This window comes from Campylobacter concisus (assembly GCA_002092835.1).
GTDB classification, from domain to species: Bacteria; Campylobacterota; Campylobacteria; order Campylobacterales; family Campylobacteraceae; genus Campylobacter_A; species Campylobacter_A concisus_K.
Genome location: LVWL01000018.1, coordinates 281870 through 300835, shown reverse-complemented (window position 1 = coordinate 300835; position 18966 = coordinate 281870). Strand labels below are relative to the sequence as shown.

The following is an 18966-nucleotide window of genomic DNA, read 5'->3' as shown; positions in this document are numbered from 1 at the left end:
TCTCCTAAAAATGTTAAATTTTTGTTCGGATTTTATTCAAGAAATGCTTTGCTTCGGCTAAAAAAATCAAATTACATAACTTTAAATTTATCAAGCTGGTGTTATAATCCAAACTCAAAATTTAACGTAAGGAATGAGCTTATGTATCGTTTTGCACCCTCTCCAACAGGAGATATGCACATAGGAAATTTACGTGCCGCTATTTTTAATTATATTTGTTCTTTGCAAGATAAAAGTGGCTTTATTTTACGCATAGAAGATACCGACAAAGAGCGAAATATTAAGGGAAAAGAGAAAGATATCTTAGAAATTTTAAGCAAATTTGGTATAAAGCCAGAGCAAATTTACATCCAAAGTGAAAATTTAAAATTCCACAGACAGCTAGCCTCAAAGCTTCTCATTGACAAAAAGGCCTTTGCTTGCTTTTGCACCGAAGAAGAACTCGAGGCAAAAAAACAAAAAGCAAAAGAGCAAGGTGTGGCATATAGATATGACGGTACCTGCGAGAGACTAAGCGATGCTGAAGTTTTAAACTGTGAGAAGCCATTTGTCATCCGTATGAAAAAGCCAACGCGCACGATGAGCTTTACAGACGCGATCAAAGGCGAGCTAAGCTTCGAGCCAGACGCCGTTGATAGCTTTGTCATCATGAGAGCAGACAAAACTCCAACTTATAACTTCGCCTGCGCGGTTGATGATATGCTTGAGGGTGTGACCTTTGTCATACGCGGCGAGGATCACGTGAGTAACACACCAAAGCAAGACCTCATACGTGAGGGGCTTGGCTACACCGGCAAGATGAACTACGCGCATTTGCCTATCCTTTTAAATATAGAGGGCAAAAAAATGAGCAAACGCGAGAACGAATCAAGCGTAAAATGGCTCTTTGAGCAGGGATTTTTACCTGAGGCGATCGCTAACTATCTGATACTTCTTGGCAACAAAACTCCAACCGAAATTTTTACCATTGAAGAGGCGGTAAAGTGGTTTGATATAACTAAAATTTCACGCTCACCTGCTAGATTTGACGTGAAAAAACTTGAGCAGATAAATAGAGAACACATCAAGCTTGCTTCAAAAGAGCGCATAAAAGAGATATTTGGCGTGGATGAGAGCAAGGTTGAGCTAGTTAAATTTTACACTCAAGAAAGCTCGCTAGTGCCTGAGATAAAGGCAAAAGTTGAGGCTATATACTCACCAAAAATAGCTCCAGATGAGTATAAAAATGAATTTGAGATCATCAAAAAAGCAGCTCGTAATTTAAAACCGTGCGAAACATTTGATGAGTTTAAAAAAGAGCTTATGAGCGCTACAAATTTAAAAGGCAAAAACTTTTTCATGCCGCTACGTGCGCTTCTTACAAACGACCTTCACGGCCCTGAGCTTAGCGAGCTCTATCCACTCATCAAAGATGATCTAGGCAAAATTTTAATCTAGGAGCAAAAATGATACTTTCCACTCTATTTTCAGCGATTGCAAACATTTTGCACCTTATTATTACGGTCTATACTTGGGTCATCATCGCGGCAGCACTCATTAGCTGGGTCAAGCCTGATCCTAGCTCGCCAGTCGTGCAGCTACTTTATAGGCTGACTGATCCTGTTTATAGCTTCCTCAGACGCTACATCAAAACAGAATTTAACGGCATCGACTTTTCCCCACTCATCGTGCTTTTAGCACTTCAACTCATAGATCAATTTTTAATAAGGCTTTTATTTGTTTTTGCTGCGTCACTTTAGTATCCTCTCTTTAGCCTGCGTTGCTCTTTTAGCTAAAATTTACACCTACGAGGAGCTAAAAAACGAGCCAAAAAGCCTTGCAAAAGACTACTACATAAACCGCCTTATAAACGAAGGCAGCTACACAAAGGAGCAGATAGCTGAGCTTTCACGCGACGTTTTTAGAAAAAGTGGCTTAGTTCAAAAATCAATCAATAAAATTTTACCTCCCAAAGCAGCCCCTAGCAAATGTCCTGACATAAGTGCAAGCAACATTACAACTGCTAGCTTGGCTTGCCAAAATTTACTAACAACGATGAGCTTTTCTCTAAAACTTGATAGCAAAACTCGTGAAATTTTAGCGGCAAATCTTGCAAGCACAAACCCAGAAAAAGCTAGGATTTTACGCACTTTAAACGAGGCAAATCCGGCCCAGGCATTTGTAAATCTAAACGATACAAAGAGTTTTTTAGAACTTTTTAACGCCTCTAGCTCACAAAATAAAAACACACTTTTTAGTGCAAATTTTGACGCAAATTTTATGACTAAGCTATACTCTCAAAAAGGCTTTACAAATTTATTAAACGACCTTGTTTTTAACAAGAAAAATGAAGATTTTAGAAGAAATTTGCTGAGTATTGATCCAGCTGTCACTGAAAAAAGTGATGCTTTTACGCTTGGATTAAATGCGATTCTACTAGGACAAGACGATATCGCTTTTAGTCTTTTTGCAAGAGCCAAAAATACCCTTGAAAGGGCTTGGCAAAGAGACAATGCGACATTTTGGCTCTATCAGATAAGCAAAAACGAAAGCTTTTTAAAAGAGTTAAGTGCCAGCAAGGATACAAATATATACTCGCTTTACGCAAGAGATTTGATTGGTGGCGAACCACTTGAAGTCATCGTACCAAAACCTAGCAAGCAAAATATCGAAAATTTTGACGTGAGCGATCCGTTTTTATGGAACAAAACTGCAGCCCTTGCAAAAGATATGAATGCCACGCAAGCAAGCGAATTTGCGAAGAAATTTTATACAAACGAAAGCATCGGCGCCTATGCATACTTCATGCAAAAGGCGCATGGCTGGGAGAAGCAATACTTCTTGATGCCAAGCTCTCCTGAGCTTGAGGGTATCAGCAACGAGAGAAAGTCAATGATCTACGCTCTGGCTAGACAAGAGAGTCTCTTTATCCCAAGCGTCGTTTCTACCTCTTACGCCCTTGGAATGATGCAGTTTATGCCATTTCTTGCAAATGCGATCGGCAAAAAAGAGCTAAAAATTCCAAATTTTGACCAGGACGATCTTTTTAAAACAGATGTCGCCTTTAAATTTGCAAATCACCACTTAAACTACCTTGATAAATTTCTTTATCATCCGCTCTTTACGGCCTACGCGTATAACGGCGGTATCGGCTTTACCAAAAAAGTCATCACAAGAGATGATATGTTTAAAGAAGGTAAATTTGAGCCGTTTTTATCGATCGAGCTAGTCCCTGTGGCTGAGACTAGAAACTACGGCAAGAAGGTGCTTGCAAACTACGTGATCTATATGGCGCTTAATGGTTCCAGTATAAAGATTTCGCAACTTTTCGAAAATTTAACAAAACCTGCTTTGACTGATAAATTTCGAAACTAAGTGCAAGATCGTCGCTTTGCTTACTTGGTGCGGTCACTTCGTAATAGACCGCCCAAGGCATAGAAAATCCAGCAAATTTAAGCATCTCGTTGTTTTCATCAAGCAGTCTTGCATTTGTGGCGTTTGAGTCGTTATTTACCTTGATATTATTTAGCTCACTAGCGTGCTCTTTTGGATTTATGGCCACCAAAAAGTGCTCTTTGCTTGCATCTAAATTTGAGTTATAAATAGGATTTAGATAGGTTGCTACAATTAGCGTTCTATCAGTGCCGTCAATGATCTCGCTCTTGCTTGTGTAGGCCAAAAGCTCATTTTTTAACGGCTCATGCACGATTACTTTTTCACCAGCACAGCCAAATATCATCAAAATGAATACAAAAAACGATATAAATTTGCTCATAAAAACTCTTAAATTTCTAAAATTTCTGCCATTTTAGCATTTTAATTTTTAAATTTCACTCATAAATTTTAAAGCCAACATAAGTTATAATCGCGAGAAATTTTAACAAAAAAGGTTCTTATGAAAAGACTTGCTATCGCTTTTTCTGGCCCTTCAAATAGCGGAAAAACGACTCTTATTTTAAAGGTAGCAAAAAAATTTATAGATGATGGTTTGAAAGTCGCGATAGTAAAACACGACCCGGGCGACAAGGCCAAATTTGATGTTGAAGGCAAGGATAGCTTTAAATTTTCTCAAACCGGAGCAGATGTGGTTGTGATGAGTCCGACTAGAACAACTTATTTTTCACAAAATCCACAAGAAATTAGCGACGTCATTAAAATGCTAGGCGAGTTTGATATGCTATTAGTCGAGGGGTTAAAGACGCTTCCACTACCAAGATTAAGCGTTTTTAAAGATGAAATAGATGAAAAATATCTTAGCTTTTCAGATGCTATCGCAACATACAAAAAACAAATTCCTTACGAGATAAAAAATATAAATTTAGACGATATAGACGCCATTTGTGCGTGGATAATCAAAAATGCAAAGGCTGTATAATGCAAGAACTAAACCAAATTTTTAACACCATCAAATATATCGCAAAAGAGATAAGCGAAGTGATAAAATACGCCGATCTTGGCTACACAACTCACGAAAATGCGACCGGCGACACCCAGCTAAAGCTTGATGTCAAAAGCGACGAGATCATCACGGCTAAATTTAAGCAGCTTGCCTGCGTAAAAGCACTAATTAGCGAAGAAAAAGAGGACGAGCTTGAGATAAACAAAAATGCTAAATTTATAATCGCTTATGATCCGCTTGATGGCTCAAGCCTAGTTGATGTAAATTTTGCCGTTGGCTCGATCTTTGGTATCTACGAAAATGAAGTAAAACCAGAAAATTTAATAGCCGCAGCTTACAGCATCTATGGTCCAAGACTTGAGCTGGTAATTGCCGAGAAAAAGGGCGCCTTGCCTAAATTTTATAGACTTGGCAAAGATGGCGAGTTTAAATTTGTAAAAGAGCTTGAGCTAAAAGAAAAAGGCAAGCTAAATGCCACGGGAGCCACGCAAAAAGGCTGGAGCCAAACACATAGAAATTTTATAAACGAGCTATTTAACGAGGGCTACAGACTAAGATACTCAGGTGCGATGGTAAGCGACCTACATCAAATTTTGCTAAAAGGTGGCGGTCTTTTTAGCTACCCAGCAACGAGCGATCATCCAAATGGCAAGCTAAGAGTAGTCTTTGAGGTATTGCCATTTGCCTTCATATATGAAAACGCAAAGGGCGCAACCTCAAACGGTAAAAATCAAACGCTTTTTGATATAAAAATAGAAAAAATTCACCAAACAACGCCATGCTTTTTTGGCTCACGTGATGAAATTTCTCTTTTGCATAAATTTTACGAGCAAAAATAATGCAAGAAACACAAGCAAGCGAGTCACTTGATGCATTTGAGCTAGCCTTAAAGCAAAAGGCAAAAATTTTGCAAGAGTGCCAAAGCCAAAAAGGGCAAAAAAGCTGCTTTAGTTGCGAAGTATTTTTTGACTGCGAGACAAGAAAAGAGTACGTAAATAGCTGCTATAACTCGATGTCAAAGGGTAATACTGGCAGCGATGGCGGATTTGATTTTTAAAATAAAAGGAAAAATATGAAAGAAAAAGCTTATATAACGACCCCAATATACTATGTAAACGACGTGCCACACATTGGCCACGCATATACGACCATCATCGCCGATACACTTGCTAGATTTAACCGCTTGCAAGGCAAAGAGACCTACTTTATGACGGGCACAGACGAGCACGGACAAAAGATCGAGCAAGCAGCTCGTGCTAGAGGCAAGACTCCAAAAGAGTACGCCGACGAGATTAGCGCTAAATTTAGGTCACTTTGGGATGAGTTTGAGATAAGCTATGATCATTTTATAAGAACGACCGACGAAGAGCACAAGCAAACCGTACAAAATGTCTTTGAAAAGATGCAAGCAAATGGCGACATTTACAAAGGCGAATATGAGGGATTTTACTGCGTTAGCTGTGAAACTTTTTTTAACCAAAGAGACCTACTAGAAGACAACCACTGTCCAGACTGTGGCCGCGTGACGTCTTTAGTCAAAGAAGAGAGCTACTTTTTCAAGCTTTCAAAATATGAAGACGCGCTTTTAAAATGGTACGAAAATGACGAGCTTTGCGTCATCCCAAAAGGTAAGAAAAACGAGGTCGTAAGCTTTGTAAAAGGTGGACTAAAAGATCTTTCAGTAACTAGAACGAGCTTTGACTGGGGCATAAAGCTACCAAAGAGCGCAAACGATGAAAAGCACGTTATGTACGTCTGGCTTGACGCGCTTATAAACTACCTAACAACACTAGGATATTCAAGAGATGACGCTAGAATGGATCTTTGGCCATACACTACTCACATCGTTGGCAAAGATATTTTACGTTTTCACGCAGTTTACTGGCCAGCATTTTTGATGAGTCTTGGCTTGCCATTACCAAAACACGTAGCAGCGCACGGCTGGTGGACCATAAATGGCGAAAAGATGAGCAAAAGTAAGGGTAATGTTATAAACCCAAGAGAGGTTGCAAACGCTTATGGACTTGAAAATTTCAGATACTTTTTGCTTAGAGAGGTACCATTTGGTCAAGATGGCGACTACAGCCAAAAGGCTTTGATCGAGCGCATAAACTCAGAGCTTGGCAACGGACTTGGTAACCTGCTAAGTCGCATTGTTGGCATGAGTGCAAAGTATAGCGACTATAAAATCGGCTCAAAAGATGTGCTCAAATTTCACAAAGCTGAGCTTGATGAAGCAAAAGGCTACCTTGATGAGGCTATAAAAATTTAGAAATTTTAGCTACAAACCGCTATTTAGAGGATCTTTGGAAAGTCGTAACGCTTGCAAACGCAGCCGTTGCGAAGTATGAGCCATGGTCACTTGTAAAAGCTGGCAAAACTGACGAGGCAAACGCGCTTGTGGCACTTTGTGCGAATTTGCTTGCAAAAGTGGCGATACTACTTAGTCCAGCCATGCCAAAAACTTGTGCTAAGATAGCTGACACGCTTGGCTTTAGCATAGACACAGCTTCTTACGAGAATCTTGTCTTAAAAAATGAAATTTTAAATTTTGTGGCAAAAGCCACTGAGCCACTTTTCCCAAGGATAGAAAAAGAGCTAATGAGCGAGGCAAATGAGCCAAAGGTTGAGGTAAAAACTGAGCCAAAAGAAGAGAAAAGAGAGGAAGATATCATTAGCATTGATGACTTTGCAAAGGTGGTGATAAAAGTAGGTGAAGTGCTCGAGTGCGAGAGAGTCGAGGGTAGTGAGAAACTGCTTAAATTTAAGATAGATCTTGGCGAGGAGCAGCCACGTCAAATTCTTTCTGGCATCGCAAAATACTACGAGCCTAGCTCGCTTATTGGTAAGCAAGTTTGCGTTTTAGCAAATTTAAAAGAGCGAACGATGATGAAAAAATATGTCTCTCAAGGCATGATCCTAAGCGCATCTGATGGCTCGCTAACACTTCTTGGTACGCAAGGTAAAGTTAAAAATGGCGCGATCGTTGGCTAAATGACAATAGAAAATTTAACTCGTCTAATAAATGCCGAGGCTCTAAATGCACCGACGATAACTAGCGTAAGCGAGTTTGTTTTCGAGCTAAAGCATGTAAGACGTGGCTTTGCATATATTTGCTTAAACGCAAATGATAGCGACATAGAAACAGCGATTAAACAAGGCGCATACGCCATAATTAGCGAAGATAATGTGCCAATTATCGATAAAGAGATCGCTTTTTTAAAAGTTAGTAGCTTACAAACCGCCATGATAAAACTCATGAGATTTGAGGCTACTCACAAAGATTTAAAATTTTGCGCCGTAAATCCTTTTATAAATGACTTTTTAGAAAAATCAAAGCTTGGCTCTAACGCACACGTCATGTCAAAAAATATCACTGAGCTTTTTAATCAAATTTTTCACGCAAAGGTCTTTGATGTCTTTTTTGGCGATGACACAAGAACACTTCAGCGAATATCGCCTCTTTTTGAGACCATTTACACAGATACGACTATGCACGAGATAAATCCAAGCTCGATCTTTTTTACAAACACAGTATTTAAGCAAACATACTATCAAAACTTAAACATACCACGAGTTTTTGCTGGGATGTTTTATGGGCTTTTAAAATTTCTTGATAGCAATAAAATTTCATTTAAGCCTTACGAAGGTAGGATTCACGGGCATTTTGACCCGATTTTTATAGATAAAAATTTTATTCCTACTAGTTTTGGAAATAGCTTTAGAGCCATAATTACTGAAAGCGATGAAGATTTATTCATAAGCCAAAGTATATTTTTAAATAAAAAATTTAGCCCTGATGAGATAAAAATTTGCTTACCAGAAGGCTCGTTATTAAAAGTACAAAACGCAATCTACTTTAAAAATTTAAGCGAGATAAAAAAGCTTAAAAATTTTATCTATATATTGATTTTATGCCAAAAAGAGGAGCTTTTAGAAGAGCTTCACAAAGCATCTGAAGAAAATCTACTCTTTTAAATTTTTATTATTTATAAGATCAATTAGCCTAACATCCTCACTTCTTACGATTAGACTTTTAGGCAGCTCAAATTTCTTGATAACCTCGCACTCTTTTTCTCTCATTTCGCCATCATCTTTTTCATGATCAAATCCCAAGATATGAAGCAATCCATGTGTAAAAAGTAGTGCGGTTTCGGCATCTTCGCTATGATTTAGCTCTGCAGCTTTTTCTTTTACTATATCTTTGTTTATAACGATTGAGCCAAGTGGGGCGTGAATGACAAGCTCAAGCGGAAAACTTAAAACATCTGTCGTTTTATCAATGCCTCGCTCAGTTTTATTCAGTTCTCTCATCTCTTCTTTATCGACAAAAACTAGCTCGATTTCTCCTAGTGTCAAATATTCACAAATTTCATCTAAAATTTTTGGATAGCTCTCTTCGCAAAGTATCATTTTAGGCTCTTTCCTTAGTAACTTTTTGTATAATTCTAGCAAAAATAAAAGGCAAAATATGAAAAAAGCAGTTTGTATAATGAGTGGCGGTATGGATAGTACGCTTTGTGCTGTAATGGCAAAAAAGGCTGGGTATGATATTGTAGCACTTCATTTTGACTATGGCCAAAGAACGATGAAACGCGAAAAACTTGCATTTAACGAAATTTGTGAAAGATTAGGCATTACAAAAAAGATGAGTTTGGATGTTAGCTTTATTGCCCAAATAGGCGGAAATTCTTTGACTGATGAAAGCTTACAAATAAGAAAAGATGGGGTGGAAAAAGATGTGCCAAATACTTACGTGCCTTTTCGAAATGGTATTTTTATCTCAGTCGCTGCCGCACTTGCCGAAAAAGAAAATGCACAAGCTATCTATATCGGTGTCGTAGAAGAAGATAGTTCAGGCTATCCTGACTGCAAAGAAAGCTTCATAAAAAGCATAAACAAGGCTATAAATTTGGGTACATCGCCTAGTTTTTCGTGCGAGATAATTACTCCACTTGTAAATTTAAGCAAAGCTGACATCGTAGCAAAGTCGCTTGAGCTTGACTCGCCACTAGAGCTTACTTGGAGCTGCTACGAGAGCGAGGACGAGGCATGCGGACTTTGCGATAGCTGTAGATTAAGGCTAAATGGCTTTAAAAAGGCAAATGCTACTGATAAAATCTCATATAAAAATCAAAAATTTTCCTTATGAGCCTCTAAAAGTAGCAAAGAGATATCTTGCTTTGCTACGTTTTACTATATTTAAACATTTTGGAAATTGATATTTTTCCTAATCACCACATTTTGTTAAGATTTAAAGATATATCAACGCTTAGACTCTTGCTACCTACCAAAAACATAAATTCTCAGTCAACCTTGCCAAAATTTAATAAGGAGGATTAAAAAGTAGTTGATAAATTTAGCCAAAACGCACCAAGCACAAGGTAAAAATTTATAAGTAAGTGGTTACTGCCACAGCTTTTTAGTGATCTTTATTTTTTCTTGTTGTCTTGTTTTTTATTTTGATCACTTTGGATTTTTTCTAAATTTATATATCCCATTTCAACAAGTTTATTATAAATTTGAGCAATTTTTGGCCCAGCCGCACTTCCGCCATGGCACCATGCTCGATAACCATTGTAATGACATATTGCGGATCTTCATAGGGCGCATATGTAGTCATCCATGCATGGGATCTTTGCAAATACGCCATATCCTCTTCTTTCATACGCTTCTTTTCAGTTTGAGAAATTCCAACTACCTGGGCAGTACCGGTCTTTGCAGCAACTTTAACTAGGCTTCCAATAAAATGCCTATTTGCCGTTCCTCTTGGGTGATTTGCCACTTCATACATTGCATGCCTAATGGCTGGTAACTGCGACTTCTCAAACGGCGTAAAAGCATCATCTGTTGGTGTAAAATCAACATCCTTGTCATCAATGCTCTTTAAAAAATGTGGAGTCACATTTAGCCCAGTTGCAAGGCCTGCTGTATATTTTGCCACTTGCATAGGCGTGACCAAGAAATTTCCCTGTCCGATAGAAGTGATAAGGGTCTCGCCTTGAAACCACGCTTTGCCATACTTTCTCATCTTCCACTCTCTACTTGGCAAAGTCCCTACAAATTCATTTGGTAAATCAACCTCGGTTTTTCTACCAAACCCCATACGCTCAAGTATCGGTACAATAGCGTCTATGCCGATCTTTTGACTACCTTTATAAAAATAATCATCACAGCTCTCTCTAATTGCCGTATTCATATTAACATTTCCATGTCCGTGAGAGTTCCAGCAGCGAAATTTACGTCCTCCAAGCTCATACGAGCCACTACAAAAAAAGCTATCGTATTTACTCATGCCATTATCCAAAAACGCTAGCGCCATACCCATTTTTACGACCGAACCTGGCGGATAAAGGCCGTTTATTAGCTTGTTTGTAAAAGGGTGATCGACGTTTTTTACAAGCTCTTCCCATTCAGGCTGAGAAATTCCAAGTACAAATGGGTTTAGATCGTACTCTGGAAAGCTACCAGCAGCTATGATAGCACCGTCTTTTAGACTCATAACTATGACGCTTCCTGCATCTTTGCCAAAGACATCGGCCACAAACTGCTGAAGCTCAAGATCGACTGCAAGCTTGATATTTTGACTTTGTGGCGCTTGGTAATTTACCTGCTCAACCTCTTCATTTAAGGCATTTACCTTTATTTTTTTAAAGCCTTGTATTCCTTGCAAAATAGGATTATAAAACCGCTCCACACCACTTCTACCAATGTAATTTGTAAGCTTTGTCAAAGGATCATTATCCATATCTTTTTGATTTGCCCTACCGACATAGCCGATAATGTGAGAAGCTAGATCGTTATACGGATAATGGCGTTTTGAAGCGGGCCTTATCTCTAAATTTTCACGCAAAGAAAGCGATGCAAAAAATGGTAAAAATTTATCATAATCAATAAATTCGACCACATTTATAAAATCTTGGTTATAAGCTGAGTCATTTTTTGTGTATTCATTTTTAAGCTTTGTAACATTTAGATCGCTAAATAGTGAGCCAATGTAAGCTAGCTCATCATCTAAAATTTTTACCTTTTTATTAGCACTTAAATGAGGTCTAATGGATACTGAAAAGCCAAGACGATTAACAGCCATTGGCTTATCATGTGTATCAAAAATAATACCCCTAACTGGCGGAATATAGATAGTCTTTATCGCGTTTTGTTCTGCGATCTCATTGTAGTAGGTATTTGAGTTTATGCTTAGGTGATAAATTCGTCCCAAAAGTATAATCCAAAAAAGAGCGATCACACTAAAGACTATGCGCATTCTCATAGCACTTTATCCCTAAAAAGAACAATAGCAAAAATACTTTCAAATGCTATAAAAAATAGATATTCAGACGAAAATGCTAAATTTTGCTCATTTAAAACGTAAGCAAATAGATTATTTACAAGAAATGTTAAAGTATATCCAGCTGCTACAAAGATGATAAGTAGGCAGTTTCGCCACTTCATCGTGGTATATAGCCAGTCTAAAATAAAATTATAAAAAAGCAAAAATGCAATAATTGTTGAAAAAAGATGAAATCCATGAATTTGCTCAGCAAATATTATAAAAATTATCGCAAAGTACCAATTGTGCTTAAACTCGTCGTATTGCTTTTGTTTTCTTGAATACTCCAAAATCATATAAGTAAAAAAAATACCAATGAGTGGTGGCAAAAAGCCAAATTGCGTAGTTGCGATCTCATATGAGAATAAAAAAACAGCCCACCAAAATTCTTTAAAAATTTTAATATCTAAGCTGCTTATGGTTTGCATTTTATCTACCAAGAGCGTTATTCATGATGGCTTCTCTAGCCTTTTCGATACCGCTTTTATTAAGAGTTGAGACCAAGATACCGCTTGGGTCAAATTTCATTACCGCACTCTTTTGGCTTTGATTTAGCTTATCGCTTTTTGTATATAAATTTAAAATTTTCTGATCAGCCCTTAAAAAGCTTTTTAGATAAGCATCTACATTTACGTCTATGTCTAAATCAAAATGTCTAGCGTCAATTAGATGTATAAAAAGTCTAATGTCGCTTCTAAATTTCAAAAACTCATCTAAATTTTTGCGCCATTCATCATGCTTTGTTTTTGCCACTTTTGCATAGCCAAAGCCTGGCAAATCAACCAAAATGAGCTTAAATTTATCTTTTTCTTCCTGCTCATCTTTTTGCTCACAAAACTCGGCCTCAAAAAAATTTATAAGCTGAGTTTTACCAGGAGTCGATGAGCTTTTGGCTAGATTTTTTTGATTTACAAGTGTATTTATGAGGCTGCTTTTACCAACATTTGATCTACCCAAAAAGACAACTTCGCTTGTTACGAAGCTTGGAGCCTCTTTTATACTTGGACTTGATGTGATAAATTTAGCACCTAGTGGCCTTATCACTTATCTTTTTCCTCTACCTGAAAGATAAACTTAACAGGCTTTTTTTCATCACTATTTACACTATACGTGCCATCTTTTTGATTAACAACTATCTTTTCACCATAAACATTCTTATCAGTTTCTACTTCATGCAAATAGCCATTTCCACTAACAGTATAGATCTGTTTTTCTGGCTCGTATGTAAGAGTATTGCCTTTGCCGTCGTAGTGCTTATCTTTTATAAAAATTCTTGCTCTAGCATTGCCAGTAGCCACATATTTTATAGGTTGGCGTTTTTTGTCAAAATAGACGACCACCTTATCTGCCTTAAGCTCATCAAATGAGCCCTTTTTGATATTTACATTACCTATAAATTCACTAGTTTGCTTATTCTCATCTGCAAAAAAATCATTTGATGTGATTTCAACTTGCTCTGCATTTAAAAATGTAAAACCCAATATCACCGCTAAAATCGCTGATTTTCTTCTACCCATGCCCTTAACCCTTTTACCTGCGTTTGTTTCTTGCCAAGATCATAGCTTCCACTCTCACCCAGTGCCTTATCATTATTTCTTATGAGCGTGAAATTTGCTTCAGATCTTACTATTTTTGTTTTTGTTCCATATATCACTTCGTCACTTATAAATCTCAAACTATCGTTGTTTTCATAGTTCGCATTCTTTTGAAAGATGATTTCGTCATTTTGTGAGATTGCTTTGTCTGAGTTTAAAAAATGTTTTAAATTTCCTCTTAAAATTTTTGCTTTAAAACTCAAAAATTCATCTTTATCATTGTATCTATTTAGCTCGTCAGCCTCATAGACTCCGCTTATTTTTGTGGAATTTATCTCATAATCTATCACATCATTTATCTGCATATTTGATATCTTTGTATCGATCTTTAAAACATTTGCAAGATATGGATCTTGAGCTGCCAGAAATATCATCACGACACTAAAAATAGCCACGACGAAGTAGAAAATTTTTACAACCAACGCTTCGACCACTCGTCATATAAATTTTCTGATTTTATAATAAGCTCGATCATCTCTCTAACCGCGCCATTGCCACCTTTGTGCTTTAGTTTTGTCTTTACATCAAGCTCTTTTATCGCATTTTTTGGCTTAAAGCTCCAAGCAACTGCATTTAAAATTTTATAGTCATTGTAGTCATCACCGATAGCTGCTGCGTTTTTAAAGTTAAGCCCTTCAAATTTTAATATCTCACTCGCCACTTCAAATTTATCACCAACACCTTGATAGACGTGATTTATCTTTAGATCCTCTGCTCTTCGCTCAACGATGGCTGACTTTCTGCCAGTGATGATAGCTACTTTCTTGCCAAGCTTTAACCAGCTTTCTATCGCATAGCCATCTTTTACATCAAAAAATTTAAGCTCTTCACCATTTGCATTGTATATGATCTTGCCATCAGTCATGCAACCATCAATGTCTAAAAATATAATCTCTATCATAAAACACCCTTTGTGCTTGGTGTGCCTATCCTTGCGTTTTTAGCAAGAGCTCTACGAAGTGCGACTGCAAATGATTTAAAAGTAGCTTCGATGATATGGTGAGTGTTTTTACCGCGAATTTGATTTAGATGAAGTGTGATACCAGAATTTACAGCAACTGCCCTAAAAAACTCCTCAACAAGCTCCGTGTCAAACTCCCCTACTTTAGCATTTTCATTAAAATTTTCATATACGAGGTAGGCTCTATTGCTAAGATCTAGCGCACAAAAAACAGCCGCCTCATCCATAACAACGCTTGCCTCGCCAAATCTCTCAACGCCACTTAATGGATACAAGGTCTCTTTTAAAAGCTGACCCAAAACTATGCCGACATCCTCAACGCTGTGATGAAAATCCACATGTGTATCGCCCTTGCATAAAATTTCAAGATCAATCAAAGAATGCTTGGTAAATGCCTCAAGCATATGGTCAAAAAAGCCAATACCTGTGCTTATCTTTGCAACCCCAGAGCCATAAATTTTAAGCTTCATTGAGATTTGTGTCTCTTTTGTATTTCTAGTTAGTTCTAAAATTTCTTCTCTCACGCCCTAACCTCTTACTATAAATGCACCTTGGAATTTACCGCTTCTTGCGTAATCCCTAGCCTCGTCCTCACTTCTAAAGCCATTTAAAAATACCCTATAAATGGTCGAGCCATCTATAGTAAATGTCCTAACTACCGACTTATAGCCATCTATGCTTTGATGTTCTCTTTGATATCTGTTTGCGCCCTCAAGGTTTTTAAATGAGCCAATTTGCACCATAAAATCTCCACCTACGACTCGTTGCTCTGACGAAATAATAATGCCTCCAGTTGGAGCTGTCGGAGAGACTGGATTTGGCACTTTTATGCCAGTGCTTGTCGGTTTTGCTTGAGTGTTAATGCTTGCAATAGCATTAATATCTTCATTAAAGCCTATGACTTCCATACTGACTGGAGCTGTGCCTGTACCGATAATATCAAGTTTAGTTGCAGCCGCCTTTGAAAGGTCTAAAACTCTATCAGCCACAAAAGGTCCACGATCATTTACACGCACAATGACGCTTTTTTGATTTCTTAAATTTGTTACTTTAAGGATTGTATTCATCGGCAAAGTTTTATGTGCTGCAGTCATGTTATACATATTATAAATTTCGCCATTTGAGGTTGTTTTGCCATGAAAATTTGGACCGTACCAGCTTGCCGTACCACTTGCCTTATCACCCACACTTACAACGGTTGGGTAGTATGTTTTGCCATTTATCGTGTAAGGTCTCATTGTTGCTTTTTGGATAGAAGCTGAATTGTTGCCCTTTACATTAGTTGGGCCACTTGGTGTAAATGGTGCCCCGTTCCAAGAGCAACCAGTAACTAGAAGAGTAAAACTTAGTCCTATATAAAATTTTAGGCTCTTATGGTATGACAATATTTGCTCCAACATTTAAATTTGAACTAGCAAAAGAATTTGCATCTTTTAAATCTTTTTCGCTTACATTAAATTTTTTAGATAAAGAAGCTATCGTATCACCAGTTTGGACTATATAGTTTTGAGATTTATTTTGGGCAGAAAATGGAATAATTAGTTTTTGATTATAGCTTACGGCATTTGTGCTAAGCTCGTTGTAGTCCTTGATCGCTCTATGACTAACACCTGTTTTTTTAGAGATAGAAAGTAATGTTTCGCCTTTTTTTACAACGTAGGTATAAAAATTATTTTTACCGTTAAATGGCTTGAAATTTTCTGCAAAAAGCTGTTTTTTATTTTCAGGGATATAAACATAATAATCTTTTAGGGTTGGTGGAGTAAATACAAATTTTAAATGTGGGTTGTTATTTTTCATCTTTTTTGTACTAAGGCCGATACTATCGCCTATTTGAGCTAAATTTGTACCGCCAGGTACTTTTACTTTTACAAGCTTTAGTCCTCCGTTTATGTTCAATAAAGATGAATCTTTAGACATCAAGAAGTCCGCGTCTTTTGCGGTATATGCTGCTCTTAAAATTTTGATAACAAAATTTCTAGTTTCGGCTGGAAGGTATTTTTTCTCTGCGTCAAGAAGCGTTACAAGGTCATCTGTACCAGCTTTTTGTATAGCTCTTTTTAAGGCTCCATCGCCGCAGTTATAGGCCATAGCTGCTAGATACCACTTACCAAATTGATTTTTAAGCGACTTTAGATAATTTGTAGCTGCAACAGTAGACTCTACTGGATCTTTTCTCTCATCGACATACTGTCCTACCTTTAGACCATGCAGTCTAGCCGTTTGCTCCATAAACTGCCACACGCCAGTAGCTTTTGCGTTTGAGACTGTGTGATTTGAAAAGCCTGATTCTATCATAGCTAGATAAAAGAATGACTCGGGTACGCCTGATTTTTTGATCTGCTCTTTTACCATCGGTATATACATATAACCATTTTTTAGAGCTTCTGTAAATGTTTCAAGTTGTGATTGTTTGATACCTTGCCTCATCTTTGCATAGTGAGAAGTCTTCATAAAGCTAGCATCAATGTCCAGCTCTTTTAAAATTTTTACCTGAGTGTCGTATGAGCTCTTTTCAGGCGTATTTGCTAGTAGCAAGGTACTACATGCAAATATTAAAAATATTTTAAGCATTGCTTTCATTTCTATCCTTTTTCGTGTCAAAACTTAAGATGCTAGCATCTTAAACAAGTGCAACGCTCAAAATTTAAGCAAAGCACTTAAACAACCTTTTGGCATTATTTGAAGTTTTTTCACAAACAACTTCAAACTCAAGGTTTAAAATTTCAGCTATCTTTTTAGCAACAAATGTCGTAAACGCCGGCTCATTTCTCTTGCCGCGATTTGGTTCTGGCGTGAGATAAGGAGCGTCAGTTTCAATAACTATCCTGTCAAATGGGATTTTTGGCAAAATTTCGACTAAATTTTTAGCATTTTTAAATGTTAAAACACCGCCTATGCCAAAGTAAAAATTCCCAAATTTACAAAGCTCTAAAAGAAGTGGCGAAGCATTATAACAATGCAAAATCGCTCCGGCTTCAAGCTTTGGTGCATACTCTTTTAAGATATTAAAAGAGTCCTCATTAGCCTCCCTAATGTGAAGAATAACGGGTTTTTTTAACTCAACAGCCAAATCAAGTTGAGCTAAAAAAATACGTTTTTGCTCCTCTTTCTCTTTTATCTTTTCATTTTCATCTTTTGGCAAGCGAAAGTAGTCTAGACCACATTCACCTATTGCCACACACTTTTCATCTTTAGCAAAATTTCTTAAAATTTCAATGCTAAAACTCTCTTTATCATATGGATGAACTCCAGCAGCAAAGAAAATGTCGCTGTTTTCGTGCGATATTTTAGCCGATTTTGGTAAATCATTGATATCAGCTCCAGGGATAATAAAGCCATCTATCCCCAATTTTCTAGCTTCGTCTAAAATTTTATCAAGGTCAAGATCATAAATTTTACTATCCAAATGGCAATGCGTATCTATAATCATAAAGCTATTTCTACTCTATTTCTACCATTTTCTTTTGCGGTGTAAAGTGCCGAATCGCAAGCTTCAAGCATATCATCTATCTCGCAATGCCCATTGCCAAAAGATACACCTATAGATATGGTCACTCTTATTTTTTGTTTTTTTATAACTACTTCATTTTCAGCCACTTTTGCTCGTAAATTTACAAAAAATTTGACAGCTTCTTCTCTGCTTATCTTTTTAAGCACAACGCAAAACTCTTCGCCACCAAATCTTGCAACAATATCGCTTCCTTTTGTATTGTCATTTAAAATTTTTGCGATTGATTTTAGTGTCCTATCTCCGCCATCATGGCCATATGTATCATTTATCTTCTTAAAATAATCAATATCAATCATTGCAAAAGCATAAGGCTCATTGGTCTCTTCAGCTGCTTGAACATACTCTTCCACGTCGGAATAAAAAAATCTTCTATTATAAACCCCGGTCAAGAAGTCACGATTTGCAAAATTTGCTATCTTATTTATATTTTCCATCGCTTCAATCGTATTATTAACACGACATATTAGCTCTTCTTTTGAAAATGGTTTTGCTATAAAGTCGCTCGCACCATTTTTTAAAAATATTGATGCGTCAGTCTTTTCGCTAGGAGATGTCATAACAATTACGCCAAGACTATTTTTATCTTTTTCTTTTCTAACCTCTTTTAAAACTTCAAGGCCATCTTTTACCGGCATTCTATAATCAGTTATTATAAGATTTATATCAGGATTATCTGCAAAATAACTCATTGCCTCTTCGCCATGAGCCGCAGCCAAAACTTTAAACTGAAGGCTAGTTAATATCTTTTTTATCATATTTCTAAAAGGGAGCGAATCTTCAACAACCAAAACCTTGTATTGTCTATTTTTGCTCAGTCTATTTATCATTTGGAAGATATAGTTGATATCATCCATATTCCCTTTATAAACATAATCAACAATATCTTTATTTATAAATTTTTCCCTTGTTTCATCATCAATGCTACCTGTTAAAACAATAGCTGAAAGTCCTTTGGAAAGTGCATAATCAACGATCTCGCCATTTGGAGCATCTGGCAAATTTAAATCCAAAATAGTCATAAAATAATCTTTGTCATGCTCATTAATTAGCATTTGAGCCTCGGCAAAACTATATGCGACATCAATTGCCATCTCATCAATACTCTTTTCCATTTGCATAACAATCAGCTTTGCTAACGCCTTATTATCATCAACTACAAGGATTCTTTCCATATTATTCCTACAAAAA

20 protein-coding genes and 2 pseudogenes are annotated in these 18966 nt (G+C 37.0%); 9 read left to right on the top strand and 13 right to left on the bottom strand.

Going from position 1 to position 18966, the window contains the following annotated elements; all coding sequences use genetic code 11:
* Nucleotides 1–141: 141 nt before the first annotated feature.
* From A3835_03325 to A3835_03315, 3 genes are read left to right on the top strand one after another with little or no spacing between them, the layout of a single operon-like run.
* Nucleotides 142–1437, top strand: coding sequence for a glutamate--tRNA ligase (locus A3835_03325; GenBank protein ID ORI08762.1), 1296 nt, complete (start codon nucleotides 142–144; stop codon nucleotides 1435–1437).
* Nucleotides 1438–1445: 8 nt separating this feature from the next.
* On the top strand, nucleotides 1446–1739 hold the full coding sequence (locus A3835_03320; protein ID ORI08573.1) for a hypothetical protein: 294 nt from the start codon (nucleotides 1446–1448) through the stop codon (nucleotides 1737–1739).
* A complete protein-coding gene (locus A3835_03315; protein ORI08572.1) occupies nucleotides 1717–3354 on the top strand; it encodes a lytic transglycosylase in 1638 nt (545 codons plus the stop codon). The genes A3835_03320 and A3835_03315 overlap by 23 nt, the downstream gene beginning before the upstream one ends.
* On the opposite strand, the gene A3835_03310 is transcribed toward A3835_03315, so the two are convergent.
* Nucleotides 3275–3754: a hypothetical protein gene (locus A3835_03310; protein ORI08571.1), complete on the bottom strand. Its 480-nt coding sequence runs from the start codon at nucleotides 3752–3754 to the stop codon at nucleotides 3275–3277. The two genes, A3835_03315 and A3835_03310, sit on opposite strands and share 80 nt — an antisense overlap.
* 120 nt (nucleotides 3755–3874) lie before the next feature.
* Between A3835_03310 and A3835_03305 the strand changes: the two genes are divergently transcribed.
* The 5 genes and pseudogenes from A3835_03305 to A3835_03285 all read left to right on the top strand — a co-directional run bounded on the left by A3835_03305 (nucleotide 3875) and on the right by A3835_03285 (nucleotide 8356).
* Entirely contained in the window at nucleotides 3875–4354 is a 480-nt protein-coding gene (locus tag A3835_03305) for a molybdopterin-guanine dinucleotide biosynthesis protein MobB (protein ORI08570.1), read from the top strand.
* A complete protein-coding gene (locus A3835_03300; GenBank protein ID ORI08569.1) occupies nucleotides 4354–5217 on the top strand; it encodes a fructose-bisphosphatase in 864 nt (287 codons plus the stop codon). The genes A3835_03305 and A3835_03300 overlap by 1 nt, the downstream gene beginning before the upstream one ends.
* A complete protein-coding gene (locus A3835_03295) occupies nucleotides 5217–5435 on the top strand; it encodes a hypothetical protein (protein ID ORI08568.1) in 219 nt (72 codons plus the stop codon). The genes A3835_03300 and A3835_03295 overlap by 1 nt, the downstream gene beginning before the upstream one ends.
* Before the next feature lie 15 nt (nucleotides 5436–5450).
* A pseudogene (locus A3835_03290) lies at nucleotides 5451–7372 on the top strand (methionine--tRNA ligase).
* Nucleotides 7373–8356 carry a ferrochelatase gene (locus tag A3835_03285; protein ID ORI08567.1) on the top strand — a complete coding sequence of 328 codons (984 nt, stop codon included), beginning with the start codon at nucleotides 7373–7375 and terminating at the stop codon, nucleotides 8354–8356.
* Here the strand turns inward: A3835_03285 and A3835_03280 are convergent.
* Nucleotides 8345–8791 carry an rRNA maturation RNase YbeY gene (locus tag A3835_03280; protein ID ORI08566.1) on the bottom strand — a complete coding sequence of 149 codons (447 nt, stop codon included), beginning with the start codon at nucleotides 8789–8791 and terminating at the stop codon, nucleotides 8345–8347. The genes A3835_03285 and A3835_03280 overlap by 12 nt on opposite strands.
* A 58-nt stretch (nucleotides 8792–8849) precedes the next feature.
* Here A3835_03280 and A3835_03275 point away from each other — a divergent pair, with 58 nt between their 5' ends.
* Nucleotides 8850–9530 carry a 7-cyano-7-deazaguanine synthase gene (locus tag A3835_03275; protein ID ORI08565.1) on the top strand — a complete coding sequence of 227 codons (681 nt, stop codon included), beginning with the start codon at nucleotides 8850–8852 and terminating at the stop codon, nucleotides 9528–9530.
* 280 nt (nucleotides 9531–9810) lie between these two features.
* On the opposite strand, the pseudogene A3835_03270 reads toward A3835_03275, so the two are convergent.
* The 11 genes and pseudogenes from A3835_03270 to A3835_03220 form a co-directional block, all read right to left on the bottom strand.
* Nucleotides 9811–11648: pseudogene (locus A3835_03270) on the bottom strand (penicillin-binding protein 2).
* On the bottom strand, nucleotides 11645–12136 hold the full coding sequence (locus tag A3835_03265; GenBank protein ID ORI08761.1) for a hypothetical protein: 492 nt from the start codon (nucleotides 12134–12136) through the stop codon (nucleotides 11645–11647). Before A3835_03265 ends, A3835_03270 begins: the two are co-directional and overlap by 4 nt.
* Nucleotide 12137: 1 nt before the next feature.
* Nucleotides 12138–12752 (bottom strand): YihA family ribosome biogenesis GTP-binding protein, encoded by a 615-nt coding sequence (locus A3835_03260; GenBank protein ORI08564.1) that lies wholly within the window; start codon nucleotides 12750–12752, stop codon nucleotides 12138–12140.
* The gene (locus tag A3835_03255) at nucleotides 12749–13225 is read right to left on the bottom strand and encodes a lipopolysaccharide transport periplasmic protein LptA (protein ID ORI08563.1); all 477 of its coding nucleotides are present in this window, start codon (nucleotides 13223–13225) and stop codon (nucleotides 12749–12751) included. Before A3835_03255 ends, A3835_03260 begins: the two co-directional genes overlap by 4 nt.
* A complete protein-coding gene (locus A3835_03250; GenBank protein ID ORI08562.1) occupies nucleotides 13198–13725 on the bottom strand; it encodes an LPS export ABC transporter periplasmic protein LptC in 528 nt (175 codons plus the stop codon). The genes A3835_03255 and A3835_03250 overlap by 28 nt, the downstream gene beginning before the upstream one ends.
* On the bottom strand, nucleotides 13716–14204 hold the full coding sequence (locus A3835_03245) for a 3-deoxy-D-manno-octulosonate 8-phosphate phosphatase (GenBank protein ORI08561.1): 489 nt from the start codon (nucleotides 14202–14204) through the stop codon (nucleotides 13716–13718). The genes A3835_03250 and A3835_03245 overlap by 10 nt, the downstream gene beginning before the upstream one ends.
* On the bottom strand, nucleotides 14201–14734 hold the full coding sequence (gene hisB / locus A3835_03240) for an imidazoleglycerol-phosphate dehydratase (protein ORI08760.1): 534 nt from the start codon (nucleotides 14732–14734) through the stop codon (nucleotides 14201–14203). The genes A3835_03245 and hisB overlap by 4 nt, the downstream gene beginning before the upstream one ends.
* Nucleotides 14735–14791: 57 nt before the next feature.
* Nucleotides 14792–15619: a hypothetical protein gene (locus tag A3835_03235; GenBank protein ORI08759.1), complete on the bottom strand. Its 828-nt coding sequence runs from the start codon at nucleotides 15617–15619 to the stop codon at nucleotides 14792–14794.
* 16 nt (nucleotides 15620–15635) lie between these two features.
* A complete protein-coding gene (locus tag A3835_03230; GenBank protein ORI08560.1) occupies nucleotides 15636–16847 on the bottom strand; it encodes a lytic transglycosylase in 1212 nt (403 codons plus the stop codon).
* Nucleotides 16848–16911: 64 nt separating this feature from the next.
* On the bottom strand, nucleotides 16912–17697 hold the full coding sequence (locus A3835_03225; protein ORI08559.1) for a hydrolase TatD: 786 nt from the start codon (nucleotides 17695–17697) through the stop codon (nucleotides 16912–16914).
* Nucleotides 17694–18950 (bottom strand): diguanylate cyclase response regulator, encoded by a 1257-nt coding sequence (locus A3835_03220; GenBank protein ORI08558.1) that lies wholly within the window; start codon nucleotides 18948–18950, stop codon nucleotides 17694–17696. Before A3835_03220 ends, A3835_03225 begins: the two co-directional genes overlap by 4 nt.
* Between the last annotated feature and the right edge of the window lie 16 nt (nucleotides 18951–18966).